Consider the following 24,370-nt stretch of genomic DNA (forward strand, 5'->3'; position numbering starts at 1 on the left):
GTAAAAAGGACTTCGACTTTGCTCAGTCTGACAATAGAATATGTCATTTGTGATGTTAAAATAAAAATTGATTTATCAATTTTTATTTTAACAAATCTAAAATCTAAAATCTAAAATCTAAAATCTAAAATCTAAAATCTAAAATCTAAAATCTAAAATCTAAAATCTAAAACTACTCTTTCATAAAATCCAAATCCTGAAAATCATAACTAAAATCAGTTAGTTCAGAGATGGGAAGCATTTTTAAGTTGATGACTTTTCCGGTTTCATCGTATTTGAAAAGTAGATGTGCATCGGCGTGAAAAAAGGCGTTGTTCCATTTTACGACATAATTTCCATCTTTATAAAAGAAAACTTCACCAACCAGTTGTGGCGAACGTTTTGATGCAAAATAGGCTTTTCCTTTTTTCTCTGTTATGGTAACTTCTCCAAACCAATTGTCTTTGTAGGTCCCGGTTATTTTAGAGAAATCAATTTTTAGTTTGTCCTTTTTATTTTTTGCAACGGTTGCCCAAACTTCATCAGTCACTTTATCTGCCGATGCTTCGCTGGCTTTCACACGGTTGCTGTAAGTGGTTACATAATCTTCGGGTTTAATTCCCAAATAACGGTCCTTTATGGTATTTGTTATGGCAGTAAATGCCGCTCCGGATTGTTGATTGGTCAGGACAATAATTCCTAAACCTATCTCCGGAATCAAGGTAGTTTGTGTCACATTTCCTTCTAATCCGCCGGTATGCGAAACTTGTTTGTATCCTTTTACATCACTCAAAAACCAACCTAAACCATATCCTGAAAAATGAGTATTGTAAGGTAGTTTTGTTTTTGCCGGAATAATGGTTTGCAATTGCCACATTTCGTCGTGTTCTTTCTCTGAAAATAATTGCTTATTGTCTCCGTATTTCCCATTGTTGATTTGTAAAATCGCCCATTTACTCAAATCATTTACGCTTGAATAAATTCCGGCAGCTCCGTCAAAAAGCTGATTTTCATAACGTTTTATCGTTTTCAGTTTTCCGTCAACAGGAACATGCGGCGTAATAACATTTGTAGTGTCTTTTAAACGTTTTACAGAAGCTACACTATTGTTCATTTCGAGAGGTTTCATGATGCGTTCCTCAACAAAATCTGCCCAGGTTTTTCCGCTCACAACATGTACAATTTCTCCTGCTATGATGTACATCAAATTGTCATAATCATATTTGGTTCTAAAACTCGAAACCGGTTTTAAGTATCTTAAATTATGAACGATATCCTGCGCTTTAAAATCGCTTCCGTCAGGCCAGATCATCAAATCTCCCGCTCCAAGTCCGAGGCCGCTTCTGTGTGTTAAAAGATCACGAATTGTAAATTCGCGGGTTACATAATCATCGTACATTTTAAAATCCGGAAGATATTTCAGGACTTTATCATCCCATTTTATTTTACCCTCATCTACCAGCATAGCAAGTGCTGCCGTTGTAAATGCTTTACTATTTGAGGCAATCCCAAAAAGAGTATTGGCATCTACTTTTTGTTGTGTCAAAACCGATTTTACTCCATATCCTTTTGCCAATACTACTTTTCCGTCTTTTACAATTGCAACCGCAATTCCGGGAACATCAAAAGCTTTTATGGTACGATTCACCAATTCATCTACTTCCTGATTCGTAATTTGAGCCGAAACTGAAAAAGAAAATAATAACGCTAAAAGTGATAATTTATAACTCATAATTTTAAATGTAAAATTAATTAAATCCTCTTTGGCGTTTGGCTTCAAAAATTAAAATAGCCGCTGCGACAGAGACATTCATACTGTCGATTTCGCCCTGCATCGGAATAATAATATTCTGAGTTGCGGCATCACGCCAATCCTGTGTTAATCCTGTGGCTTCCGTACCCACAACCAAAGCGGTTGGAGTAGTAAAATCCTGTGTATGATAAGAGGTTGAATTTTGTAGTGTAGCGCAGTAAAAATCGATCTTTTTTTCTTTCAAAAAAGCAATAATTTCGGCTGTTGTTCCTGTGGCAATCTGGTTGGTAAACAAACACCCAACGCTTGAACGAACAATATTTGGGTTGTACAAATCGCTTTTTGGGTTGGCAATCAAAACGGCATCCAGATTTGCAGCATCGGCAGTACGTAAAAGTGCGCCAATATTCCCTGGTTTTTCAGGTGCTTCAGCGACAATTATCAACGGATTATCAGATAATTTTAAATCAGATAATGACATCGATTTGGTTTTGGCTATAGCCAAAATTCCTTCGGTAGTATCGCGATAGGCTAATTTCTGATATACTTCTTTATTGATTTCGATTAATGAAACTGGTGTATTTACCAATTTATTAATCTCACTTTCAGTTACCAATTCCGGTAAAAATAAAACCGTTTCTATTTCGTAACCGCCTTTTATGGCAAGTGAAATTTCGCGTAATCCTTCAATCAAAAATGTTCCGCTTTGTTTTCGGGCTTTTGCCTTTTCTTGTAATAAAACGAGCGATTTTATAAACGGATTTTGTATTGAAGTAATTTGTTTCATTTTTTTTAAAGGTACTTAGGTTGTGAGGCGCTAAGGTACTGAGATTTTTTTGAAAAGTTGCAAAGGTTCAGAGTTGCAAAGCTTCAGAGGTTTTAATGAAGTAAAAAAAGCTAGCCACAGATTAAAGGATTAAAATGATTCATATTAGGTAGGTTTGCAATCATTTTAATCCTTTAATCTGTGGCTAATAAATTCGTGAAATTCGTGGCGAAAATATTATTCCTCAGTAGAATTATTTTCTTCTAATAATGCAATCTCTTCTTCTTTTGGTTTTGATACCACCTGATCTTTTTTGCCGAAAAGAAATTTCTTAAGGCCCGCAAATGCTGCAATAATTCCGATCACGATGATTTTTCCAAATTTAGCCAAAATAGCAAAAAAGCCCACTTTTGCTAAAACTTTCCCGGCAACTAAACCACCAATTGTCCATGCGGCAACGGTATCTGTGTCGGCATCAAAATCAAGATATTTATGTCCCTGATTGAATTCTACACTTTTTAAGATTCCAGGAATACTTGCTTTTACTTCTGCAAGTTCGCTCATACCAGCAACGGCCGAAATATTGTACATTCCTTTTCTGCCTAAAATTCGTAAATCATAATTTAAAGTATTAGTTTGGTCCTGACCAAATTTTAATTCTTTTGCCCAATGCAACACTTTTAAATTACTGTCATAATAGGGTTTTGATGCCCAGCCTATTAATTCTATTTCAGGATAACCACCTTTTTTTCTTTCTTCATTTTCTGCGAGAAAATCTTCTTTCATGGTTTTTAGCAAATCATCGTAATCAATGTCATTTGCATCGTCGTCTTTTACAAAACCATCTCCCTGATAATTAATAACAAACATCCAGCTATCACTGTGTGTTACGCCTTTTCCGTCAGGAACTAGAGACCCTAAGACTGTTTTGTCTTCAGGATTTCCCCATAAATTGGTCAAAATACCCTGAGTTTGTTCTGCATTTAGAAATTTAAATCCTTTCGGCACATTTAATGTTCCGTCACCTTCAGATAAAACGATTTTCCCTGATTGGTAATTTAAAGTTTTTTCAAAAAGTTCATCATTATTTTTAGGTTCCTGAGCAAAAATTTTGGGGATAAAAAAAGCAACTAAAAAAAGAAATACTAAAGTTTTTTTCATTTTGGTAAATTGGTTTTGGTTGGTTGTTATTTTTGGTTTAATTTATTATTCGTGAAATATTTCTTTAATTTCATCGGCCACAGGATGCGAAGTTGTAAAAGTGTATCCCATAACTTTGGCGATGGTTTGTGCGGTTTGTTTTTGATAAAATTGAGATTGGGTTTTAACTTCGCCTTTTGGTGCGATTTCTGGTCCCATTGCAGCAAACCAAATCTCAGATGCTCCTGCAACGTCAGATCCGTGATCTGTCCATTCTTTCTTCTTTTTATCACCACGGCCATGATCGACAGTGATTAGTAAAGTGGTTTTGTTTTTGTACTGAGGATCATTTTGTACAAATTCCCAGATTTCCTTAATCCATTTATCAACCTGATTGGCAGCGTCAAGATACGATCTGTATTGCCCCGAATGCGCCCACTCATCAGTTTCGCCGTAAGCAATATAAAGTACTTTTGGTTTCTTTGTTTTAAGTTCGTCCATAGCCTGATAATGGGTAAAAACATCCAGACATTCATCTTCATGAAAAGGCTTAAACGAATTATCTCTCATTGCATTGAGCAATTTTTGAGTTTCGGTTGGATTATTTCCTCCAATGCTGTCAAAGGCAGAAATTACAGGAAAGCCACTTCTTTTTTCGTTCAAGATTCGATCAAAGGCATTCCATGCTCCAAAAGCTTTTACTTTACCGTTTAGATTAGGCTGTTGGTTTAAAAACTCCAGCACATTTACATTTGGATTGTCTTTATAGTGATTAGAATTCACTGCATTGTCTGCGTTTCCGGTCATCATTTCGCTATATCCGGGATAGCTAATCCAGTATTTATTGGTAACATCTACTTTATTACCCAAATCTCGATTGCCATAAATTTGCCCTTTCGAAGCAATTTCAGACCATAAAAAAGGCATTATTTTTTGGCGGGCTTCTGTAATATCAGCACTTCCGTATTTTTTGTAAATGTACTTTCTGTCTCCCTGATTGAATCTTTTATTATCGGCAATTTCTTTGTCCATTCCCTTAAAAACTTTCTGCCATCTAAAACCATCTGTGGTTATGATGATGATGTTTTCTGTTTTTTGTGCGTGGGATAAAAGGCTTGTGAAGGCAAATATAAATGCAGTTATTTTTTTCATATTTAGTTAATTTACATTAAAAAGGATTAATTAGAATTTATAAATCGATATCTCAAAACTAACTAATATTGCTGTAGCGATACATTTATTGTTAGTTCATATCTTAAATATAACCATAAATTAACAAACATCCTTCTACAAAATTCCTCTCGCCTTAATCTCTAAATATTTATTAATCGTATCCAAAGTCAGATTTTCAGGTTGTGTTAAAACCGAATGTATGCCGTATTTTTTCAGCTCGTTTGCGATTAATCGTTTTTCGAACATGAATTTTTCAGCAATTACTTTATCGTAAACTTCCTGAATAGTGTCGGTTTTTTTATTGATGATGGAATTCAGTTCTGTATTGCTAAAAAAGACAACAACTAATAAATGGCTTTTTGCAATTCCTTTTAAATATGGTAACTGGCGATTTAAACCGTCCATGGTTTCAAAATTCGTATACAAAATAATCAAACTTCGCTGATTGATGTTTTTCTTGATGTCGACATACAAACGGCTGTAATCACTTTCGAAAAAGTCAGTTTTGATGTTGTATAAAGTTTCGAGGATTTTCTGCATTTGCGAAGCTCTTTTCTCGGCAAATACTCGGTTTTCTACTTTTTTAGAAAAGGCAAAAATCCCGGCTTTATCCTGTTTTTTCAGAATTACATTGGCTAAAACCAAAGTCGAATTAATAGCATAATCCAATAAACTCAATCCGTCAAAAGGCATTTGCATGACGCGGCCTTTATCGATCGCCATATAAACCGATTGTGATTTTTCGTCCTGAAACTGGTTGACCATTAACGAATTTTTCTTTGCTGTAGCTTTCCAGTTTAGCGTTCTTAAATCGTCGCCCTGAACATATTCCTTGATTTGTTCGAATTCCATTGTATGACCAATTCGGCGTATTTTTTTGATTCCGTATTGATATAAATTATTCGAAAAAGCGAGTAAATCATATTTTCTTAACTGAATGTAAGACGGATATGTAGGCACCATTTTATCTTTATCGAAAGAAAATCTTCTGGAAACTAATTGTAAAGGAGAAGAAACATAGATGTTTAAATATCCAAAGAAATATTCCCCACGTTCAGTTGGGCGCAGATCGTAACCAAATTCTTTATGTTCCGAAGCTTTAATTGTTTTTACAATTTTGAAATCACGTACCTGAAACTGAAACGGAATTTCGTCTATAATCTTAACGGAAATCTTAAAAGTATAACGGTTTTTGATACTGACAGTTACAGGATTTAAATCACCGTTCGAAAGTTTTTCTGGTGTTATTCTTTCGGCTTCGATTCCTGTTTTGGGGATGTACAAAATTAAAATATCAAGGCCTAAAAAAGTGACTAAAACCAAAACCACAAACCAAACAGCATTGTATAAGTTTGGAAAAATAAAAGCGCAAACAAATAATCCAATAATGCCCAAAAGCATATAAAAGAAGAAGTTATTGAGGTAAAGGCTTTTTATGAATTTCAATTTTTATAAAATTAGGGTTAAAGATCTTTGTACTATATTTTAGTAAAGCTTTTATAATCAAAACCATCTAAAACGGCTATTTTCCAGATTCCATTTTCTTTTACTGCAGTTACTTTATATTTAGGAGTTTCTTTCCATTCTGTCCAGGTCCAGTAAAAAGTAGCTTTATTATTCTGAATCTTTAAATCGTTTACTTTTAGTGTTTTCCAGTACGATTCAGGATTGTCCTGACAATCGCACCATGGATTACTATCAGAGCCGTATGGAGGTAATTCTCCAACAAAATATTCGATCTTATTGGTTTTAAGATTCTCACCAATTTTCAATGCAATTTTGTTATAATTATCAATAAATTGTTGGGCAAAAAAATTAGAGTTTTTAAGTTCTGTCAATATTTTATTGTGTGTTTTTGTATTTAGTGCAACATATTTATCTCCTTTTTTATTTTCGACAACATCAAAATCAGCCTGCGTTTTTTTGGTTTCGATCCATTCATAGGTTTTCCTGATCAATGTTTCGAGTTGTTGTTTATCACTAGCAAAATAAATTGAGGTAGTTGTATGCTTCGCTTGTTTCGTATCCATTGGTGTAAAACTCACCAACGAAATACAAATAAGAGACAGAAAAAGTAATGTAGAAAATTTCATTAAAAAAGGTTTATTATTAGCATAACGACTGAAAAACTGAAAACTGCTACTGCGACTGAAAACTATCTCGGAATCTCAACAGTTTCGATAATTTGTTTTATAATTTCAGAGCTTGTAATACCTTCCATTTCGCGTTCAGGCGCTACAATTACACGATGTTGTAAAACAGGAATTGTGGCTTCTTTAATATCTTCAGGAGTTACAAAATCACGTCCGCGAATGGCTGCGAAACCTTTTGCAGCGTTTAGAATCGCGATCGAAGCACGAGGCGAAGCTCCCAGATATAAAAAGGCATTTTCGCGGGTGTTTACTACAATTCTTGCAATATATTCCAGCAGGTTTTGTTCTACTCTTATTTGTTTTACTAAAGCCTGGTATTCTTTTATTTCAGCGGCAGAAAGTATCGTTTTTATAGCTTCGAGTTTTCCGTGATCCTGCAATAAATGTTCTCTTTGGATGATCAGGATTTCTTCGTTTAATTTTGGATAATCAATCGTGATTTTAAACAAGAAACGGTCTAATTGCGCTTCCGGCAAACGATAGGTTCCTTCCTGCTCGATTGGGTTTTGAGTTGCAATAACCAAAAAAGGCGTTTCAAGCTGATAAGCAGATCCGTCAATGGTAATTTGGCGTTCTTCCATAACTTCAAAAAGTGCCGCTTGTGTTTTGGCCGGCGCACGATTGATCTCATCAATTAAAATTAAATTAGAGAAAATAGGGCCTTTTTTAAACTCAAATTCGGAAGTTTTTAAATTAAAAATAGAAGTTCCTAAAATATCAGACGGCATTAAATCCGGCGTAAACTGAATTCGGCTAAAGCCAATATTCAACGTTTTCGATAATAATTTGGCTGTGATGGTTTTAGCAACTCCGGGAACACCTTCTAGCAAAACGTGACCGTTTGATAAAATCGCCACCAAAAGCTGATCGATCATTTTGTGTTGTCCTACAATGACGGTTTCAAGCTCTTTTTTGATGCTGTTTACGTGATCTAAAAGCGGCGTTAGATTTATTCTGGTTTCAAAATTCACATTTTCGTTTGTGATTTCATTTTCTGTTGTATTGATATCGTCCATGTTGGTCTGTTTTCTGGTTGTTTTTTTTTGCCACAGATTAAAGGATTAAAATGATTTTTATTAAAATTTATTAATTTTTTCTAATTTGTGTAATTCTTTAATCTGTGGTAAATATTTTTATTTAATTCTCTAGTAATTATGTTTTTTTGCCACAGATTAGAATGATTCTCACAGATTTAAATATCATTTTAATCTTTTAATCTGTGGCAAATATTTTTTTATCTAATGTATAATCTTTTCTATTGCATTATTTATTCTAATTAAATCTTCCTCAAGACTTCCGTGATAGCTATTTCGATGTTCGTTGATCAAAAATACAAGTTCCTGAATATCTGTTTCACTTTTTCCTGTTTTATGATGCAGTTTTTGAATAAAAGTATCGTCCAGTTTTGTGGTATCGATTAAATAGTCGGTTCGCACTTTTTCTAAAAAGTAAATAATCTTTTTATCGATGATATTACGGTGATCGCCTTCCTGGTAATATAAATTCCCTATGGTTTTGGTAAAATCAACTGTTGAATTGGCCAAAGGTTTAAGGATAGGCACCACGCGTTGTTTGCGTTTGGCATTAAAAATAATAAAAATCAACATTCCGAATAAAAAGAAATACCATGCCCATTTTAGTCCGGGCTGAGCCAGAATATAACGCAACGGCGATTGAGAAATGTTTTCATTATGCTGCCCTTTGGTATACCAGAAAATATCGCCTTTTGGTAAGTAAGATAAAACACTTTCGGCGTATTGATAATTATCTGCTTTTAATAAATTAAAATTTGTAAAAGCAACAGGTTGAGTGTGTAAATAAAAATAACCTTGTCTGTACGGTATTTTTATAAAATTGATGTGTTTTTTAGGGCTTGATTGACTGCCTTGGTATCCAAGAACGGTAGTATTTAAAGTATCAATTTTAGAAAAATAATCTTCCAGTTGTTGTGCAAAAATATATTTTTTAGGTTTGACCTTTTTGTTCGCCAGCCATAACTGAGTTTTATTGGCATTCAAGAAATCCGAATTGACTTCCAGTTTCAGCGTGTCCAACAAATATTTTGGAAAACTTTTCATGCTTAAAAAAGCATTGTTTCCGTGCGAAACAAAATAAAAAATCTCCTTAATCGATTGTTCATCAATTGTATTGGATTCTGATATATTGATGAAGGTTCCTTTTATTTTATAATTTTCTACCAGCGTGTCTTCATCATATTTAGAATCTAAAAATTCGTAAGGCGTTACATTTGGGATTCTTTCTACTTTATGATTTTTAAAAAAGCTATTAATTTCCTTGTCAAAAACATATAATCCGTAAGGGATTTTGTCATTGACAGCATACGTTGGTCTCCAATCAATAGGCTTGGGCTGGTCACGATCTATTATTAGAATCACGGCTAAAATAAAAACCAGAACAGCAATGTAAATTTTGATGCTTTTATCCATTACTAAAGGTTTTTATGGCGTTCTTAAATCGGTTTTCGGCTTTTATAAACGAGGCTTCATCAATGGCAAATTCGCCATACCAGATATAATTATACAAGTACGACAAATACGTAAATTCTTCTTTGTGCGCAGGTCGCTGCAGTTCGTATAAATAATCAGAATTGGTTTTTTCGATATCCCATTCGATATAATGATTTTGCGCCATTATCTTTAACAGCCATAAATAATAATAACGAATCGCAATTCTTTTCTCTCCGGTCAAAAGACTTTCTTTTATTAATTTTTCGAAATCCAGAAGATGAATATTCTTTTCGATATCAGAGTAATAAACATTTCTTTTATTCGAGTTTTTACCAAATATCCATTGACCTTCTTTATTGATTACGGCTTTTGCTATTAAGTAAATCACAAAAATAATAAGTAAGACTGCCATTGTTCTTAAAAAGATCGTTACAAAATTGACAGAAGATTGAGTATCTGACTCGCTAAAAATGCTACGGTATATTCGGGCAAGCCATTCAATAAAGCTTTGCCATAAACCTTTTTCAGGGGCTTTTTGTTCGTATACGAAATCAGGATCTGTATATTTTTTTTTGAAGTTTTTAGTGAAAGTTTTAGCTTCTACAGTACTGGTGTCAACTTGAATATCTTTCTCTGTATATTTTACAGTATTAATTTTTGGAGGTTCGGCTGTAGCCAAAGAATCCTGGGCATGCGAAATACCTGAAAAAAAGAGAAAAGAAAAAAGGAGAATTATTTTATTCATTATGGCTTCCAATTGATTCAATTTCAGTAGCCGAAAATCTATCTTCTGCTCCCAAACTATAATAAATAATTCCCTGATTGACCACCAAAACATTATTAAAGATATTACTCAATGCCATTATTAAAACAAATGCTATAGTGATCAGGATTAAAAAAAATGGTGAAGGTTCAAAAGGCATTTTCTCAAAGTCAGGATTGGCTATTGCAAAGAAAATAAACGCAAATATTCCAACAAAATAAAAAAACATAGTTATTGAAGCCTGCACCATCTGAATCATAATCATGGCAATAAAACTCGCGCCAATTGTAGACCAAAAATCTTCTTTTAGCAATAGATGTGCATGATTTAAAGATTCAAAAAAACTTTTATCCTCTGTTAGATATGTATAAAAGCTCAAATGTACCCAGGTAAATAAAGTAGGTATTGCAATGATCAATAATGGTATACCCACTAAGACAAAACAAAGAAAAAACAATACAATGATGATAATGCATAAAACAGGAAATATAATGAATACAGCCCCAAGGCCAAACTTAATTATTTTCCAAAGGCTTTTTCTAAAAGCTGTTAATATGTCTTGAGTGGTAAAATTATTAGTACTTTTTTCTGCTATCAATTTTAAATACAAAATGGGATAGGAAGCGTTAAAAAGGGACAAAAGTAGTATTACTATAGAAAAAATTATTACAAAACCTGTGATTACCGGATCACGGTCAAAGTAATTTAAAAGTTCATTAGGTGTCGTTTTTTCTAAACTATTATCGACCAAAGATGTAAAGTTAAATTTTAAAAACCAATACATTAATGCACCGGAAATCAATAGCAGACCAGCATTTATGGCGAAAAAAATCTTAAAAAATTGTTTTCCAAAATTTTTAAAAAAGGTAAACGAATCTACTATATAGTCGCCAAGTTGTCGTTTTTTGTAAAGTTCAAACATTATAATGAAGTTGTTTTTTTGTGAACAATGAAAGGATAAACCAAATAGTAAAATGAAATTATTCCTAATGTAAATAAGATGATAAAACTACTCAGCCAATTGGGCATATCGATAGAATATCGTGTTATAAAACCTTCAAGAAATCCTGCACTTATGGTAAAAGGAAAGGTACTGAGAAATATTTTGAAACTGTTTTTGAAACCTATTTTAAGCGAATTTAATCTCGAGAAAGTTTTCGGAAACAGGATTGAAGCTCCCAGAATGAATCCGGCTGCACTTTCGATGACAATGGCAAAAATTTCCATCGAACCATGAATCCAGATACCTCGGACACTTTTCCAGAAAACGCCCTGATCGTAGAAAAAGTACTGAAATGACCCTAACATCAATGAGTTTTGAAGAAAAATATAAAAAGTTCCCAAGCCGCCAAATATACCGTAAATGTAACATCTTGCGCCTACATAAAGGTTGTTCATGGTAATGCCTATAAAACTTCCCCAGTTGCTTCCGGAGCCGTAAACCGCCATTGGATTTCCTTTTTTGATGTTGTCCAGCGTCATGTTGACATAATTATCGCCCAATATTAAACGAACAAAATTTTGATCGTATCGGGCCGAAACCACTCCCATTGCCACCGTAACAAAGAACAAAATAAACGCATAGAGTAAATATCTACGGTATTCGTAAAGCAGTAAAGGAACCTCGGTTTTAAAGAATTCAAGAAATCTGTTTTTTTCGGTTCTTTTGGTTTTATAAATCTTTTGATAAATCTGCGATGCAAGATGGTTTAAATACACAACTGTCTTACTTTTTGGGTAATACGTTTGGGCATACGATAAGTCATTCATCATTTGAATGTACAAATTAGCTAACTCATCAGGATTTTTTTTAGCTTTACCAAAAATAGCGAGCTCAAACTCCAGCCATTTTTCTTTATTTTGTTTTATGAAGGCAACTTCTCTCATTGTAGGCTAAAATATAAAATATGTCAGAATTATCTATTAATACAACCCAAAATGTTAAAATAAATTTTATTGCCGCTTCACCAGGCGAGCGAATAGGTTCTTATTTCATTGATCTGGCCATTAAAATGGCCTATGTAACCGTGATTTCGCTTGTGTTTTTTTATTGGTTAAATCTCGGTAAATTATTCGACAGATTAGACAATTGGTCCAAAATTTCGATTGTTTTAATACTATATTTTCCGTTTTTTATTTATTCGCTAACCTTAGAAAGCATTTTTGAAGGTCAAACCATTGGCAAAAAACTGGTAAAAATCAAAGTGGTTAAAATAGATGGTTATCAGGCTGGATTTGGAGATTACTTAATGCGCTGGTTTTTTAGACTGGTAGATATTACCCTGCTATACGGAATTGTCGCAATTGTAAGTGTGGTTTCGAGTAAAAAAGCGCAACGATTGGGCGATATGGTAGCCGGAACAGCCGTAATCACGTTGAAAAATAAAATCGATATTAGTCACACCATTCTTGAGGAAATAGGTGAGGCTTATGTTCCTACATATCCGTTGGTCATTAAGTTGTCTGATAATGATATGCGTATTATTAAAGAAACTTTTAAAAATGCCGAAGCCAGAAATGATCATGAAGTCATTTATAAATTAATAGCAAAGATTGAAAGTGTGACGGGAATTAAAAACCAATCCGGTAACAGCAGTGATTTTTTGAGAGTTATTTTGAAAGACTACAATTTTTACACCCAAAATATGTAAAGTGTATTTGCGGGAGAAATATTCTTTTTTTTGAATGTTTCTTAGAATAACTATTACCTAACCCCGATAGTAGTGGAAATCCTTTTATGCCGGTCCCGATAGCTATCGGGAGGCATAAAAGATTGAAACGGATAGCGGGATTAGCTCCTTAAAAAAAATATTGATCTACAAATGAAATAAGATGAATTAGTGACTTTATTTTTAATTTAATTTTATAAATTTAACAAGCCTTTTTTTTATAAAAGAGCAACTGGAAAGTTTACGAGTAAGAAAATTAAATTAAATACCATGAATCATAAACAAATCATTACCGCAATATTGATGTTTATTACTGTTTTTTCTTATGCTCAGGGCGGGAAAAAATTAGATAAAATAATAAAAAGAGATTATCAGATTATTGAATGTACGATTGCAAAAATGTCTGATAAAACGGTTGAATATTCTTTGCCGGGCGAAACAATGCAAATAGAATTGAATATATCTCAAATTGCCAGAATAGATTTTGCCAGTGGCCGTTCGCAAACTTTTAATGTTTCTGGGGATAATGTTCCTGCAAATAATTCAGGTCAGGCTGTCGTTGCTGCGGAAATGAAACCTAATACAATTGCTGTATTACCCGTTCCGTATGTGAATTCAGACAATCAGCAGGGATCTGAAGATATGGCAAAATTTGCTCAAAATGATCTTTACAATAAATTACTGGATAAATCGGCTAATATTTTTCCTTTGACGGTTCAGGATTTAAGAACAACAAATAGTTTGTTGCACAAAGCCGGAATTGACCATAATAATATTGATGAAACACCAATTCAGGATCTTCAGAAAATTCTTGGAGTTGATAATATTGTTGCTGCCAAAGTTTCGTACACAATGTCATCGAGCTCAACAGCTTCGACTTACGGAAGCGGAAGCACAACTGTAAGCAACAATGATAAAAAGGTAAAATCAAGTGATTATTCTACAACAACGGCCAATACGCAAATGTATTATTACTACATGGTATATTTTGATATGTACAAAAACGGTACAAAAATTTATTCGCAAACGCGTAAACCATTCCTGAACCTAAAAGATAGTTGGATGGATTCTGTTACTTATTTATTGAAAAGAAGTCCAATTTATGTGAAGAAATAAGAAGTAAATGGAAAAATTTGAATCTAAAATTGACCTGTGGTTTATACTATTTTTGGCTTTGATTTTTGGAGGAATCCTTGTAAGATCGGCCTATGATCAAAATTGGATTAGTTTTTCCATTATACTTTTGGTAGTGATTTTTATTGCCTATATGTTTTCTACTACTTTTTATATAGTTGAGAACAAAAAACTTTGGATAAAATGTGGAATTTTTTTTAATCTTTCGATCGAAATTAAAGGCATTAAGAGAATTTCAGAAAGTTACAATATCATAAGTTCTCCGGCGCTTTCCTTTGACAGACTAGAAATTTTATACAATAAATTTGATACAGTTTTGATTTCGCCAAAAGATAAAATAAGATTTATTGAAGCTATTCAAAAAATTAATCCCGAAACCGAAATTAAAATTAAAGAAAAAATTTACAAATGAGTTAAAATAATTTAACCTTTTGTGTCTTTGTACCTCTTGACCTTTGTACCTTTGCACCTAAAAAAAAGTAAAATGTTTCATTTATTAGACATTATTGGTACAATGGCTTTTGCAATGTCCGGAGCACTAACGGCAATGCACAAAAAACTAGATCCGTTTGGTGTTTTTATCATTGCTTTTGTAACGGCAGTGGGTGGCGGAACGCTTCGTGATGTTTTAATAGGCAGAACTCCGGTGGGCTGGATGCAGGATTTAAAATATGTTTATGTCATTATTTTAGGTTTTGGATTGGCAATTCTCTTCAGAAAAAAGTTTGACAAATTAAGAACTTCCTTGTTTTTGTTTGATACAATTGGTTTAGGTGTTTTTACTTTAATAGGCCTTGAAAGAGGTATAATGACGGGTTTACATCCTGTAATTTGTATTGCTTTAGGCACCATGACAGCTTGTTTTGGCGGTGTAACCCGTGATATTTTGTGTACCGAAATCCCAACAATCTTTAGAAGGGAAATTTATGCGACCATTTGTATTTTTGGCGGAATTGTATTTTTTGCCCTAAAAAAGCTGAATCTTGAAGATGATGTTTTGTACTTAGTAACTTCTCTTGTCATTATTACTGCTCGATTATTGGCCGTGAAATTCAAATGGTATTTACCGGCATTTGATCACAAATAAGATTTGTTTGCGAACAATTTTACTAATTTTCACGAATTATGGTGACTTCAAAAAATATGCACATATTTGTTTTGTATTTTATACAGAGAAAAATTAATGTAAATTCGTGCGATTCGTAGCAAAAGAAGCAACAACAATAAATGACAAAATTCACTGTAAAAAAATACGATCAGAACGATTATAAAACCTGGAATGACTTTATAGCTCAGGCTAAAAATGCTACATTTTTATTTCATCGTGATTTTATGGAATATCACAAAGATCGTTTTGAAGATTTTTCGCTTTTAGTTTATCAGGACGAAAAACTAATAAGTATTTTGCCCGCTAATAAAGTTGGAAATTCTCTTTATTCACATCAAGGACTTACCTACGGCGGATTGGTGTCTACTGCTAAAGTAAAAGGAGCAAAAGTGGAAGCTGTTTTAGATGCAGTTTTGTATTTTTTGAAAGAGAATTTATTTGATACCTTTTATTACAAACCAATCCCAAACTTTTATTTTCCCGAAGGCAATAACGAAATTGATTTTTTCCTGTTTAAAAGAGGAGCAGTTTTAGATCGAAAAGAAATGAATCTGGCCGTTAATCTCGAATTGCCTTTACAGATTTCTAAAAGTAAGCTTAAGCACTTTAGAAGAATTGAAGATCTCGATTTGGATATAATGGAAGAAGAAGATTTTAATCCTTTTTGGGAGAAAATTTTGGAACCAAGATTACTAGAGAAATTCAATGTAAAACCCGTTCATACAAAAGAAGAGATTTTATTTTTGAAACAGAATTTCCATGAAAATATCAGACAATATTCGGTTTATCAAAACGACGAAATTATTGCCGGAATTACCATTTTTGAAACCGAAAATGTGGTAAAATCGCAATATGGAGCCACTTCAAAAAAAGGTGAGGAATTTAGGGCGCTTGATTTTTTATTCATTAATTTGATTGAAAAGTACAAACGAAAAGGCAAACGCTTTTTTGATATGGGAATTGTAAATGAAGAAAACGAAAGCGGCTATCATTCCGGACTTTTAAAACAAAAAGAAGAATTAGGCTGTACTGTTTACAATCAGGATTTTTATAAAATTGAGATAAAATGATACCATTTCTTGACCTAAAAAAAATAAACGAACCTTATGAAACTGCTTTTCAGGAAAAACTGAAATTGGTTTTAGATAACGGCTGGTATATTTTAGGTAAAGAAGTAGAAATATTTGAGAAGGCTTTCGCCGAATATTGTCAAACTCAATATTGCATAGGAGTAGGGAATGGTTTTGATGCTTTGGTCCTGATTTTTAGAGGCTATATTCAGCTGGGGAAATTGCAGAAAGGCGATGAAGTTATCGTTCCTGCCAATACTTATATTGCTAGTATTCTGGCCATTTTACAGGCAGATTTAATTCCGGTTTTGGTTGAACCAAAATTGGAAACGTATAATATAGATCCTGATTTAATTCAACAGAAAATCACCTCAAAAACTAAAGCGATTTTGGCAGTTCATTTATACGGGCAATTGGCCGAAATGGATAAAATTAATCAAATAGCGTTTGATAATGATTTGATCATTGTTGAAGATGCTGCACAATCGCAGGGAGCTTTTGGAAATTACAATAATTTTAAATCCCAAATTCCAAATAAGGATGTTCGGGAAAATAATCTAAAATCTAAAATCAACAATCTAAAATCAGCAATCGCACAAAGTTTTTATCCGGGTAAAAATTTAGGTTGTCTGGGCGATGGCGGTGCCGTAACTACAAACGATGCTGAATTGTCAAAAGTGCTTTTTTCGCTTCGTAATTATGGTTCTGAAAAAAAATATTACAACGAATATATTGGCATTAATTCCAGATTAGATGAACTTCAGGCAGGGTTTCTAAATGTAAAGTTGCCTAATTTAAATTCGGATAATGATAAGCGCCGTGCAATTGCAAAACGTTATTTATCAGAAATTAAAAACGATAAAATAATACTGCCGTTTTGGGATTTATCAGACAATCATGTTTTTCATTTGTTTGTGATCCGGACTTCAAACAGAGAAGATTTACAAGCTTATTTAACTCAAAATGATATTCAGACCGTTATTCATTATCCAGTTCCTCCGCATCAACAAAAAGCACTTAAGGATTTTAATAATTTGTCTTTTCCAATAACAGAAAAGATTCATAATGAGGTTTTGAGTTTGCCAATGAGTCCTGTTTTGACAGATGAAGAAGTTAGTTTTATTGTTGCTGTTTTTAATCGATATTAAATTGTGTCAGATAGTAAAAACTCATATCAACAGATTCTAAAAACAACTTCTATTTTTGGTGGGGTTCAATTTTTAACGATTTTAATTTCGGTCATACGAACCAAATTAATTGCAGTTTTTATAGGTCCTGGGGGAATGGGAATTATTGCATTATTAAATTCAACTTTGGGTGTTATTAGTGGTATATCTAGTTTAGGAATAGAGACAAGTGCAGTAAAGAATATATCTGAAAAGTATAAAAATAAAGATTTAGGCACAGTTTCAGGAATCATATCGATTGTTAGAAAAATTGTTTTTTTTACAGGTATTTTAGGAATGTTACTCGTTATCGTTTTTTCAAAGACGTTGAGTATTATTACTTTTGGAGACTCAAGTCAGATTTATTCCTTTACGTTATTATCAGTTACCTTATTATTTAAACAATTTTCTACGGGGCAATTAGTTGTTTTGCAAGGATTACGAAATATGCGTTTTTTAGCAAAAGCTAATTTATACGGTAATTTATTTGGCTTACTTTTTTCTGTTCCGTTGTACTATTTTTTAAGAATTGATGCTATAGTTCCAAGTATTATAATTACATCTTTATCTGCATTATTGTTTTTGTATTACTATTCCAGTAAAATTAAAATTAAATACGAAAAAGTCTCACGAAAAGTACTTTTAAAAGAAAGTAAAACAATTGTAAATTTAGGAATAATGCTTACAATCAGTGGCTTTTTTGCACTTGTAACAACATATTTAATTCAGATTTATATTGAAAAAAATGGTGGTTTAGAACAAGTCGGTTTTTATAATGCAGGTTTTACATTGCTTAATTCATATGTAGGAATAATTTTCACGGCTATGAGTACGGATTATTTCCCAAAGCTTGCATCGATTAATTCTGATAATGAAAAAATCAGGTCAAGTGTAATACAACAAGCATTTATTTCAATCATAATTATAACGCCAATAATTGTATTATTTTTAACTCTTATTCCAATACTGGTAAAAGTTATTTATACGGCTAAATTTGATCAAATCATTCCAATGGTTTGTATTGGCATTTTAGGAATGTTGTTCAGGGCTGTTTCATGGTCTATGGGTTATATTTTAATTGCAAAAGGAGATTCTAAGATTTTTATCAGAACCGCTTTAGGATTTAATCTTTTATCATTAGGCATGAATTTTTTAGGATACTATTTTTATGGTTTAGAAGGATTAGGAATTAGTTTCTGCTTGTATTTTTTAATTCATTTTATAGGTTTAAAAATAATCACTAAAAACAGATACAATTTTTACTTTGATAAAGATTTTTATAAAATTTATCTTATTTGTTTTCTAATATGTATCGTTACTTTTTTATTTCGTTATATTGAAATTCCAATTTTGAAATATAGTTTAATGACTATGATGATTATAATTTCTTTGATTTTTAGTTTGTATCAGATGAATAATAAGATGAATTTAAAAGAAATGCTTGCATCAGGAAAAGCAGAAAAAAAGAATCAGAATGATTAAGAGTGTTTATAGAAAATGTCGATCTTTTTATCATAAGTTAAAGTTTTACTTTACTGTAAACTGGACAAAAACGCTTTATTTTAATTTTAAGAAATTTCCATTTCAAACTGCAAAAAAGCTTCCGGTTTTCTTTTATGGAAAAGTAAAATTTAGTTCTATTACAGGTACGATAGCAATTGAAGCACCAATTCGCAAAGGAATGATTGGTTTTGGTCAGCCTTATGAAATGAATACAGTTCATAGAGGAACAGCTGAGATTAATATAAAAGGGACTTTAATTTTTAAAGGACATGTACAGTTAGGGAAAGATTACTTTGTTTTTATAAAAAACAATGCATATTGTGAATTAGGGCATATGTCTTCTTTAGGATCAAATGGGAAATTAATTTGTACCGAAAAAATCACTTTAGGTAATTATGCAAGATTAGGATCAGAGTGCCAGCTAATAGATACCAATTTTCATGATATGATTGATACAAAAAGCCGTAATTTATTGAAGCTGACTTCACCCATACAAATTGGGAATTACAATTTTATAAGCAATAGAGTTTCAATTATGAAAGGAACAAAAACTCCCGATTATTGTACTATTGGTTCTAATAGTTTATGCAATAAAGATTATTCCTATCTGGGTGAAAATATTCTAATTGGTGGTATTCCAGTAAAACTGCTTAAAAACGATATTTCAAGAGATTGGGAAGGTGAAAATGAAAGTTTAAATGTTTTTTTGACAATATGATGATTCAAAAATCAATTAATTTTAAAGCCTCAGTTTCAGTTCCAAAGGAATATATTTGATAAACAACCCAATATCGTACGTTTTTTGCGCCTTTACCATTTCCTGATGCACTCTTTTTAGAACCGCTTTATTTTCTGCTTTTGTTTTATTTAGGGCAATCGCTTTTTTAATAATCAGATAAGTCGAATGATTTATTTTTCGGGTTCGGGAACTGAATTTTTTATAAAACTGACTTCCTAATGAGTCTTCCAATTCTCTTTTTTGAATTAAAACCGAATCAATAAATTCAAAATTATAGTTTCTGGCCGTTCTGATCCAAAGATCCAGATCTTCGTACGCCAGATTTTCATCGTAACCCTTTAGTTCATCCAAAACTTCTCGTTTTACCATCGAGGCAACGGAACAAATCATACTGCTCTGACTTAAAATTGATGAATAAATATCTCCAGTAGCAGGTTTTTTTAGTACTTTCTTTTCATGATTTACTTCATAATAATAACGAAGATGTTGGTTGTTCTCAGAGATTATTTCGGCATTTCCGTAAACGATGGCTAGTTTTTTCTGATTAGAATTTAAAAAAGTGTCAATTTGTTTTTCCACACAATTTGGCAATAAAACATCATCAGCCGCCAGATCAATTACATAATCTCCTTTTGCGATCTTCAATGCTTTATTAAACGTTTTGGTATTTCCTAAGTTCGTTTCGTTGGAGATAAACTGTATATCAGGATAATTTTCGAGCCAGTTTTTAATGGTTTTTTCAGAAGAATCTGTACTGCAATCGTCCGCAATGATGAGTTCAATATTTTTATAAGATTGATTTAGAACTGAATTCAAAGATTCAACTACAAATTGCTCATGATTGTAGCACAAACAAATGATGGTAACTAATGGTTTTTGCATAAAAGTTGAATATGAAATCGCTTTTTGAAGCATTCAAAAATAAGAAATATTATGCCTGATTGCGTTAAGATTTCCCGAATAGAAAAACAAAACTAAAGAGCAGGTTTTAAATTGTATTCTTTTCGTTTACTATTTTTTACATTTGCTTTAAGATGGAAGATAAATTAGAAAGCTTTTTTACCGAAACTGATGTTGAAATTTTGATTTCTACAATGAATCAGAATTCATTAGATTTCTTAGTTCCAATGTTTCCGTTTCTTCATTTTTCTAATTTGCAAATTTTAATCGTTAATCAAACCCAAACCGGAAAAGAGTTACTGTCAATTTATCCTAACGTGCGAATTATAAATTCGTTTGAAAAAGGTTTGACTAAAAGCCGGAATCTGGCACTGGAAAATGCTGCTGGAAAAATTCTTCTAATTGCTGATGATGATGTAATATATCAGCAAGGATTTGTTACCAAAATAATCAACGCCTATAATCACTTTCCGGATGCAGCAACAATCAATTTTTGTGCTGTAAAGAAAGATGGAAGTTTGATGAAAAAGTATTCTAATCGTTCTAAAAAGAATCTGAATCTCTTTGATGTTTATAATACAAGTTCGATAGAAATGACATTGAATAAGGCAATTTTAGATAAAGCCAAAATTCGTTTTGATGAAAATTTTGGGTTAGGAGGGATGTTCGAAATGGGAGAAGAAGCCATTTTTTTATTTGATTTAAAGAATAAAAAACAACAACTGGTTTTTGAACCGGAAGTAATTGTGCAACATACGGAGTTGACATCTTCCGCCAAAAAAAGCATCGAAGAAAAATATTATATTCAGGGCGCTTTATGTACCAGAATTTTTAAAAGCAATTATATTTATTGGATATTTGTCAAGTTGTTTTTTGATTTAAAACAGCGTAAAATAAGATTTGGCGAACTTAAATCAGCACTTAAAAGTTCAAAAAAAGGACATCAAAAATTTGAAAAATTACAGCATGACATTAAAAAATAACGGAATACAAATTTTATCGATTCCAAAGATAGAAGATCGAAGAGGTAATCTTTCTGTAATTGAAAATGATATCGTTCCTTTTGATATTAAGCGGGTTTATTATTTGTATGATGTGCCAAGTGGTTCTGAACGTGGAGGACACGCACACAAAGAACTTAAGGAGTTTCTGGTTGCTTTAAGCGGTAGTTTTGATGTAGTATTGAAAGATGGAGAAGAACAAGAAATTGTAACCTTAAACAAGCCTTATGAAGGTTTACTAATTAATCCGGGAATTTGGCGGGAACTTCAAAATTTTTCTTCGGGATCTGTTTGTTTGGTGGTAGCTTCAGAAGTTTATATTGAAGAAGATTATATCAGAGATTTTGATGAATTTTTAAATTATTCTAATGATAAACAGAAAAATTAATTCCCCATTTTTTTAAAATAAGATTTGATTTAAAAAGAAAATGCAAACAAAAAGGCGGCAGCTTCATCAAAAACCGAATCTTTGAACTGATATTTTGTTTGTCTACCTCTTTAAAATAGAATGAACTTTTCTCTTTATAACCGGAAACATAATATTTAAAACCATATTCAATTCGGTACAAATCCAGAAATTTTTTGAGAGAAGGATTTTCTCTTTCAGCGATTTTAAATTGTTCAAAATCAATTAAGGCCATCGATCCGATATTTTTCTTAGCGAGACTTTCGGGAATAGCATTATTATAAATAGCTGTCACAATATTAGTTATCGCAACTGGATATTTAATGCCAATTTTAGTCCATAATTCTAAATCCTGACCATTTGTTATACCCGGAGTAAATCCTCTAAAAGTTTCGAGAATTTGTTTGGGTATCGCCAAAGACGAAGTCCAGGTCAGTCTAAAAGGCATGTTTGAAGCAAAATAATCTTTTACAATTCCACGGAAAGATTGTTCTACGTCATAATAATGCGGAGTTTGAAAGTGGTTTTTAGCGGTTTTGATTTTATAGCGCGAGCAATAAATGCCACAATCAGGAAAGCTATGATATAAGTTGAACAACTCTTGCAAATGATTCGGAAACCAATAATCATCAGCATCAAGAAAAGCGATCATTTTCCCTTTTGATTTTTCTATTCCAAGATTTCGCGCAACCGAAACGCCTTGATTTTTTTGATTAAAGATTTGGATTCTGTTGTCATTTAGTTTACGAACTAAAGCTTCACTTTCATCAATAGATGCATCATTAATTACAATGATTTCATAATCTGTAAAAGTTTGAATGAGAACGCTTTTTATAGTGTTTTCAATATATGTAGCTTTATTGTATAACGGAATGACAACAGAAAAAAATACCATAATCGATTATTTTTTTAGATTACAATAATAGCCTAATTTATAAAAATCCAATAAATATAAATTCGGATTTTCTGAAGTTAAATTAGTGAGTATTTGTTTCTTTGTTTTTAGATAGGTTCCTTTTACAATTCTGGTAAGATGTAGTTTTTTTAAAATTGTATAAAAGTTGCTCAATCTGATTTTTTTAGCATCAATTTTATTAAAGTGAATTAAGTCGTGTAAATTGTTGACGGCTCTTTCGGATTTCTTTATAAAATCTATACTGGTTTCTGTGTTGTGGTGAATTAAGCAATTTTCAATATGAGTAACCGGAACTGAATTGAAGCGCAGATTTTCTATGAAAATAAAATCTTCATATCCATATTCATGAATAAATTCAGGGAAAGGAAATTGCAACAGAATTTCTTTTTGTAAAAGTAAGTTCCATGTAAAAACAAAATCGTACTGGTGTTTCAGTCTGTGATCTAAAGATTTAATTTCTCTGTTTATTCCGTATTTCCATCGAAGTAATTTTTCTTTAGGAGGAATAGTTTCAGGATATTTAACGCCACCAAAAATAACATTAGGATTCGATTTTGATAGTAATTCAATATAATTTTTAAGATAGCATTTATTCTCAGGTAAAGCATCAGCTTCCATAATCAAAACATAATTATATTTTGATTTGGCGAATAATGAGTTGATATTCTTTCCTCTGCCTAAATTTTCTACATTAATAGAGAAGACACAATTTTTTAATGAATTGATCTGAGAATTTTCAGAAATAAATTCCTGACTAACATCATCTTGTACAAGAATTTCATATATAATTCCTAATTTATCAGCTTGTTTTTTAAGCTCTGAAACAAGCGGAAAAACATTATAATTATAAACAGGAATTACTATAGAAAGCATTACACGCTGCGTTGCACTACTTCAAAAATTCGTTCGTCTTCGCATTTTAATGTTTTAGAAGGGAATTTTAGCAATAAAGCATAATCGTGAGTCGCCATGATAACCGTTTTACCGTTGGCATTGATTTTTTTCAATACTTCAAGAACCTCAGAACTTGTTTGCGGATCAAGGTTTCCGGTTGGTTCATCGGCAAGGATAAATTCAGGATCGTTAAGTAAAGCTCTTGCAATCGCAACACGTTGCTGCTCACCACCAGAAAGCTGATGCGGCATTTTGTTCACGTATTCTTTCATGCCCACTTTGTCCAGAACTTCATCAATTTTACGTTCCATTCCTTCTTTATCAACCCAGCCTGTGGCTCTTAAAACAAAAAGCATATTGTCTTTTATAGAACGGTCCGGAAGTAGTTTAAAATCCTGAAATACGATTCCAATTTTACGTCTCAAATACGGAATGTCTTGTTCTTTTAGAGTAGCCAAATCAAACTCAACTATGTGACCTTCACCTTCAGATAATGGTAAATCTGCATATAAAGTTTTTAGGAAACTACTTTTCCCGGATCCTGTTTTTCCAATGATGTAGATAAATTCACCATGGTTAACATCTAAATTTATATGAGATAAAATTTTTCTTCCTTCCTGATATATAGTGACTTCTTTAAGAGATAGTACGGTTTGTGACATAATAAAT

General features: G+C 32.3%; 25 protein-coding genes. 10 read left to right on the forward strand and 15 right to left on the reverse strand.

The window, feature by feature from the left end; all coding sequences use genetic code 11:
* Positions 1-172: 172 nt before the first annotated feature.
* The 11 genes from FLP_RS03915 to FLP_RS03965 all read right to left on the reverse strand — a co-directional run bounded on the left by FLP_RS03915 (position 173) and on the right by FLP_RS03965 (position 12,082).
* The gene (locus tag FLP_RS03915; RefSeq protein ID WP_065448294.1) at positions 173-1,711 is read right to left on the reverse strand and encodes a serine hydrolase; all 1,539 of its coding nucleotides are present in this window, start codon (positions 1,709-1,711) and stop codon (positions 173-175) included.
* A 16-nt stretch (positions 1,712-1,727) separates the two neighbouring features.
* Positions 1,728-2,519 (reverse strand): TrmH family RNA methyltransferase, encoded by a 792-nt coding sequence (locus tag FLP_RS03920; RefSeq protein WP_065448225.1) that lies wholly within the window; start codon positions 2,517-2,519, stop codon positions 1,728-1,730.
* A 216-nt stretch (positions 2,520-2,735) separates the two neighbouring features.
* Positions 2,736-3,659 carry a DUF2167 domain-containing protein gene (locus FLP_RS03925; protein WP_065448226.1) on the reverse strand — a complete coding sequence of 308 codons (924 nt, stop codon included), beginning with the start codon at positions 3,657-3,659 and terminating at the stop codon, positions 2,736-2,738.
* Positions 3,660-3,704: 45 nt separating this feature from the next.
* The gene (locus FLP_RS03930) at positions 3,705-4,790 is read right to left on the reverse strand and encodes a phosphoglyceromutase (protein WP_065448227.1); all 1,086 of its coding nucleotides are present in this window, start codon (positions 4,788-4,790) and stop codon (positions 3,705-3,707) included.
* A gap of 135 nt (positions 4,791-4,925) precedes the next feature.
* Positions 4,926-6,212: a DUF58 domain-containing protein gene (locus FLP_RS03935; RefSeq protein ID WP_065448228.1), complete on the reverse strand. Its 1,287-nt coding sequence runs from the start codon at positions 6,210-6,212 to the stop codon at positions 4,926-4,928.
* 77 nt (positions 6,213-6,289) lie between these two features.
* Positions 6,290-6,904 (reverse strand): hypothetical protein, encoded by a 615-nt coding sequence (locus FLP_RS03940; protein ID WP_065448229.1) that lies wholly within the window; start codon positions 6,902-6,904, stop codon positions 6,290-6,292.
* A 62-nt stretch (positions 6,905-6,966) separates the two neighbouring features.
* Positions 6,967-7,980 carry an AAA family ATPase gene (locus FLP_RS03945; protein WP_065448230.1) on the reverse strand — a complete coding sequence of 338 codons (1,014 nt, stop codon included), beginning with the start codon at positions 7,978-7,980 and terminating at the stop codon, positions 6,967-6,969.
* A 222-nt stretch (positions 7,981-8,202) separates the two neighbouring features.
* Entirely contained in the window at positions 8,203-9,411 is a 1,209-nt protein-coding gene (locus FLP_RS03950; protein ID WP_065448231.1) for a DUF4350 domain-containing protein, read from the reverse strand.
* Positions 9,404-10,177: a DUF4129 domain-containing protein gene (locus tag FLP_RS03955; RefSeq protein ID WP_065448232.1), complete on the reverse strand. Its 774-nt coding sequence runs from the start codon at positions 10,175-10,177 to the stop codon at positions 9,404-9,406. Before FLP_RS03955 ends, FLP_RS03950 begins: the two co-directional genes overlap by 8 nt.
* The gene (locus FLP_RS03960; protein WP_243397613.1) at positions 10,170-10,979 is read right to left on the reverse strand and encodes a hypothetical protein; all 810 of its coding nucleotides are present in this window, start codon (positions 10,977-10,979) and stop codon (positions 10,170-10,172) included. Before FLP_RS03960 ends, FLP_RS03955 begins: the two co-directional genes overlap by 8 nt.
* A gap of 137 nt (positions 10,980-11,116) precedes the next feature.
* Positions 11,117-12,082 (reverse strand): stage II sporulation protein M, encoded by a 966-nt coding sequence (locus tag FLP_RS03965; RefSeq protein WP_065448234.1) that lies wholly within the window; start codon positions 12,080-12,082, stop codon positions 11,117-11,119.
* Between the two features lie 20 nt (positions 12,083-12,102).
* On the opposite strand from FLP_RS03965, the gene FLP_RS03970 reads away from it, so the two are divergent.
* The 8 genes from FLP_RS03970 to FLP_RS04005 all read left to right on the forward strand — a co-directional run bounded on the left by FLP_RS03970 (position 12,103) and on the right by FLP_RS04005 (position 19,563).
* Positions 12,103-12,846, forward strand: coding sequence for an RDD family protein (locus FLP_RS03970; RefSeq protein ID WP_065448235.1), 744 nt, complete (start codon positions 12,103-12,105; stop codon positions 12,844-12,846).
* A 288-nt stretch (positions 12,847-13,134) separates the two neighbouring features.
* Positions 13,135-13,980, forward strand: a complete 846-nt coding sequence (locus FLP_RS03975; protein ID WP_065448236.1) for a hypothetical protein — start codon at positions 13,135-13,137, stop codon at positions 13,978-13,980.
* 7 nt (positions 13,981-13,987) lie between these two features.
* The gene (locus tag FLP_RS03980) at positions 13,988-14,410 is read left to right on the forward strand and encodes a PH domain-containing protein (protein WP_065448237.1); all 423 of its coding nucleotides are present in this window, start codon (positions 13,988-13,990) and stop codon (positions 14,408-14,410) included.
* A 72-nt stretch (positions 14,411-14,482) separates the two neighbouring features.
* Entirely contained in the window at positions 14,483-15,085 is a 603-nt protein-coding gene (locus FLP_RS03985) for a trimeric intracellular cation channel family protein (protein ID WP_065448238.1), read from the forward strand.
* Between the two features lie 140 nt (positions 15,086-15,225).
* On the forward strand, positions 15,226-16,176 hold the full coding sequence (locus FLP_RS03990) for a GNAT family N-acetyltransferase (protein ID WP_065448239.1): 951 nt from the start codon (positions 15,226-15,228) through the stop codon (positions 16,174-16,176).
* Positions 16,173-17,324 (forward strand): DegT/DnrJ/EryC1/StrS family aminotransferase, encoded by a 1,152-nt coding sequence (locus tag FLP_RS03995; protein WP_065448240.1) that lies wholly within the window; start codon positions 16,173-16,175, stop codon positions 17,322-17,324. Before FLP_RS03990 ends, FLP_RS03995 begins: the two co-directional genes overlap by 4 nt.
* A 3-nt stretch (positions 17,325-17,327) precedes the next feature.
* Positions 17,328-18,824, forward strand: a complete 1,497-nt coding sequence (locus tag FLP_RS04000) for an oligosaccharide flippase family protein (protein WP_065448241.1) — start codon at positions 17,328-17,330, stop codon at positions 18,822-18,824.
* Positions 18,817-19,563, forward strand: a complete 747-nt coding sequence (locus tag FLP_RS04005) for an acyltransferase (RefSeq protein WP_243397612.1) — start codon at positions 18,817-18,819, stop codon at positions 19,561-19,563. The genes FLP_RS04000 and FLP_RS04005 overlap by 8 nt, the downstream gene beginning before the upstream one ends.
* A 21-nt stretch (positions 19,564-19,584) precedes the next feature.
* On the opposite strand, the gene FLP_RS04010 is transcribed toward FLP_RS04005, so the two are convergent.
* Positions 19,585-20,466 carry a glycosyltransferase family 2 protein gene (locus FLP_RS04010; RefSeq protein ID WP_065448296.1) on the reverse strand — a complete coding sequence of 294 codons (882 nt, stop codon included), beginning with the start codon at positions 20,464-20,466 and terminating at the stop codon, positions 19,585-19,587.
* Positions 20,467-20,618: 152 nt separating this feature from the next.
* Between FLP_RS04010 and FLP_RS04015 the strand changes: the two genes are divergently transcribed.
* Together FLP_RS04015 and FLP_RS04020 are read left to right on the forward strand one after the other, a co-directional pair.
* Entirely contained in the window at positions 20,619-21,467 is an 849-nt protein-coding gene (locus tag FLP_RS04015; RefSeq protein ID WP_065448242.1) for a glycosyltransferase family 2 protein, read from the forward strand.
* Entirely contained in the window at positions 21,451-21,873 is a 423-nt protein-coding gene (locus FLP_RS04020) for a sugar 3,4-ketoisomerase (protein WP_065448243.1), read from the forward strand. The genes FLP_RS04015 and FLP_RS04020 overlap by 17 nt, the downstream gene beginning before the upstream one ends.
* Here the strand turns inward: FLP_RS04020 and FLP_RS04025 are convergent.
* From FLP_RS04025 to FLP_RS04035, 3 genes are read right to left on the reverse strand one after another with little or no spacing between them, the layout of a single operon-like run.
* Positions 21,851-22,786 carry a glycosyltransferase family 2 protein gene (locus FLP_RS04025; protein WP_065448244.1) on the reverse strand — a complete coding sequence of 312 codons (936 nt, stop codon included), beginning with the start codon at positions 22,784-22,786 and terminating at the stop codon, positions 21,851-21,853. The two genes, FLP_RS04020 and FLP_RS04025, sit on opposite strands and share 23 nt — an antisense overlap.
* A gap of 6 nt (positions 22,787-22,792) precedes the next feature.
* Positions 22,793-23,680: a glycosyltransferase family 2 protein gene (locus tag FLP_RS04030; protein ID WP_065448245.1), complete on the reverse strand. Its 888-nt coding sequence runs from the start codon at positions 23,678-23,680 to the stop codon at positions 22,793-22,795.
* Positions 23,680-24,363 carry a cell division ATP-binding protein FtsE gene (locus FLP_RS04035; RefSeq protein ID WP_065448246.1) on the reverse strand — a complete coding sequence of 228 codons (684 nt, stop codon included), beginning with the start codon at positions 24,361-24,363 and terminating at the stop codon, positions 23,680-23,682. The genes FLP_RS04030 and FLP_RS04035 overlap by 1 nt, the downstream gene beginning before the upstream one ends.
* Positions 24,364-24,370 lie beyond the last annotated feature (7 nt).

The organism is Flavobacterium piscis, assembly GCF_001686925.1.
In the GTDB taxonomy this organism is placed as follows: domain Bacteria; phylum Bacteroidota; class Bacteroidia; order Flavobacteriales; family Flavobacteriaceae; genus Flavobacterium; species Flavobacterium piscis.

Excerpts from the sequence above, each read along its gene's own strand:
- FLP_RS03915 (WP_065448294.1), bottom strand. The coding sequence starts at position 1,711 with ATGAGTTATAAATTATCACTTTTAGCGTTATTATTTTCTTTTTCAGTT.
- FLP_RS03920 (WP_065448225.1), bottom strand. The coding sequence starts at position 2,519 with ATGAAACAAATTACTTCAATACAAAATCCGTTTATAAAATCGCTCGTT.
- FLP_RS03925 (WP_065448226.1), bottom strand. The coding sequence starts at position 3,659 with ATGAAAAAAACTTTAGTATTTCTTTTTTTAGTTGCTTTTTTTATCCCC.
- FLP_RS03930 (WP_065448227.1), bottom strand. The coding sequence starts at position 4,790 with ATGAAAAAAATAACTGCATTTATATTTGCCTTCACAAGCCTTTTATCC.
- FLP_RS03935 (WP_065448228.1), bottom strand. The coding sequence starts at position 6,212 with ATGCTTTTGGGCATTATTGGATTATTTGTTTGCGCTTTTATTTTTCCA.
- FLP_RS03940 (WP_065448229.1), bottom strand. The coding sequence starts at position 6,904 with ATGAAATTTTCTACATTACTTTTTCTGTCTCTTATTTGTATTTCGTTG.
- FLP_RS03945 (WP_065448230.1), bottom strand. The coding sequence starts at position 7,980 with ATGGACGATATCAATACAACAGAAAATGAAATCACAAACGAAAATGTG.
- FLP_RS03950 (WP_065448231.1), bottom strand. The coding sequence starts at position 9,411 with ATGGATAAAAGCATCAAAATTTACATTGCTGTTCTGGTTTTTATTTTA.
- FLP_RS03955 (WP_065448232.1), bottom strand. The coding sequence starts at position 10,177 with ATGAATAAAATAATTCTCCTTTTTTCTTTTCTCTTTTTTTCAGGTATT.
- FLP_RS03960 (WP_243397613.1), bottom strand. The coding sequence starts at position 10,979 with ATGTATTGGTTTTTAAAATTTAACTTTACATCTTTGGTCGATAATAGT.
- FLP_RS03965 (WP_065448234.1), bottom strand. The coding sequence starts at position 12,082 with ATGAGAGAAGTTGCCTTCATAAAACAAAATAAAGAAAAATGGCTGGAG.
- FLP_RS03970 (WP_065448235.1), top strand. The coding sequence starts at position 12,103 with ATGTCAGAATTATCTATTAATACAACCCAAAATGTTAAAATAAATTTT.
- FLP_RS03975 (WP_065448236.1), top strand. The coding sequence starts at position 13,135 with ATGAATCATAAACAAATCATTACCGCAATATTGATGTTTATTACTGTT.
- FLP_RS03980 (WP_065448237.1), top strand. The coding sequence starts at position 13,988 with ATGGAAAAATTTGAATCTAAAATTGACCTGTGGTTTATACTATTTTTG.
- FLP_RS03985 (WP_065448238.1), top strand. The coding sequence starts at position 14,483 with ATGTTTCATTTATTAGACATTATTGGTACAATGGCTTTTGCAATGTCC.
- FLP_RS03990 (WP_065448239.1), top strand. The coding sequence starts at position 15,226 with ATGACAAAATTCACTGTAAAAAAATACGATCAGAACGATTATAAAACC.
- FLP_RS03995 (WP_065448240.1), top strand. The coding sequence starts at position 16,173 with ATGATACCATTTCTTGACCTAAAAAAAATAAACGAACCTTATGAAACT.
- FLP_RS04005 (WP_243397612.1), top strand. The coding sequence starts at position 18,817 with ATGATTAAGAGTGTTTATAGAAAATGTCGATCTTTTTATCATAAGTTA.
- FLP_RS04010 (WP_065448296.1), bottom strand. The coding sequence starts at position 20,466 with ATGCAAAAACCATTAGTTACCATCATTTGTTTGTGCTACAATCATGAG.
- FLP_RS04015 (WP_065448242.1), top strand. The coding sequence starts at position 20,619 with ATGGAAGATAAATTAGAAAGCTTTTTTACCGAAACTGATGTTGAAATT.
- FLP_RS04020 (WP_065448243.1), top strand. The coding sequence starts at position 21,451 with ATGACATTAAAAAATAACGGAATACAAATTTTATCGATTCCAAAGATA.
- FLP_RS04025 (WP_065448244.1), bottom strand. The coding sequence starts at position 22,786 with ATGGTATTTTTTTCTGTTGTCATTCCGTTATACAATAAAGCTACATAT.
- FLP_RS04030 (WP_065448245.1), bottom strand. The coding sequence starts at position 23,680 with ATGCTTTCTATAGTAATTCCTGTTTATAATTATAATGTTTTTCCGCTT.
- FLP_RS04035 (WP_065448246.1), bottom strand. The coding sequence starts at position 24,363 with ATGTCACAAACCGTACTATCTCTTAAAGAAGTCACTATATATCAGGAA.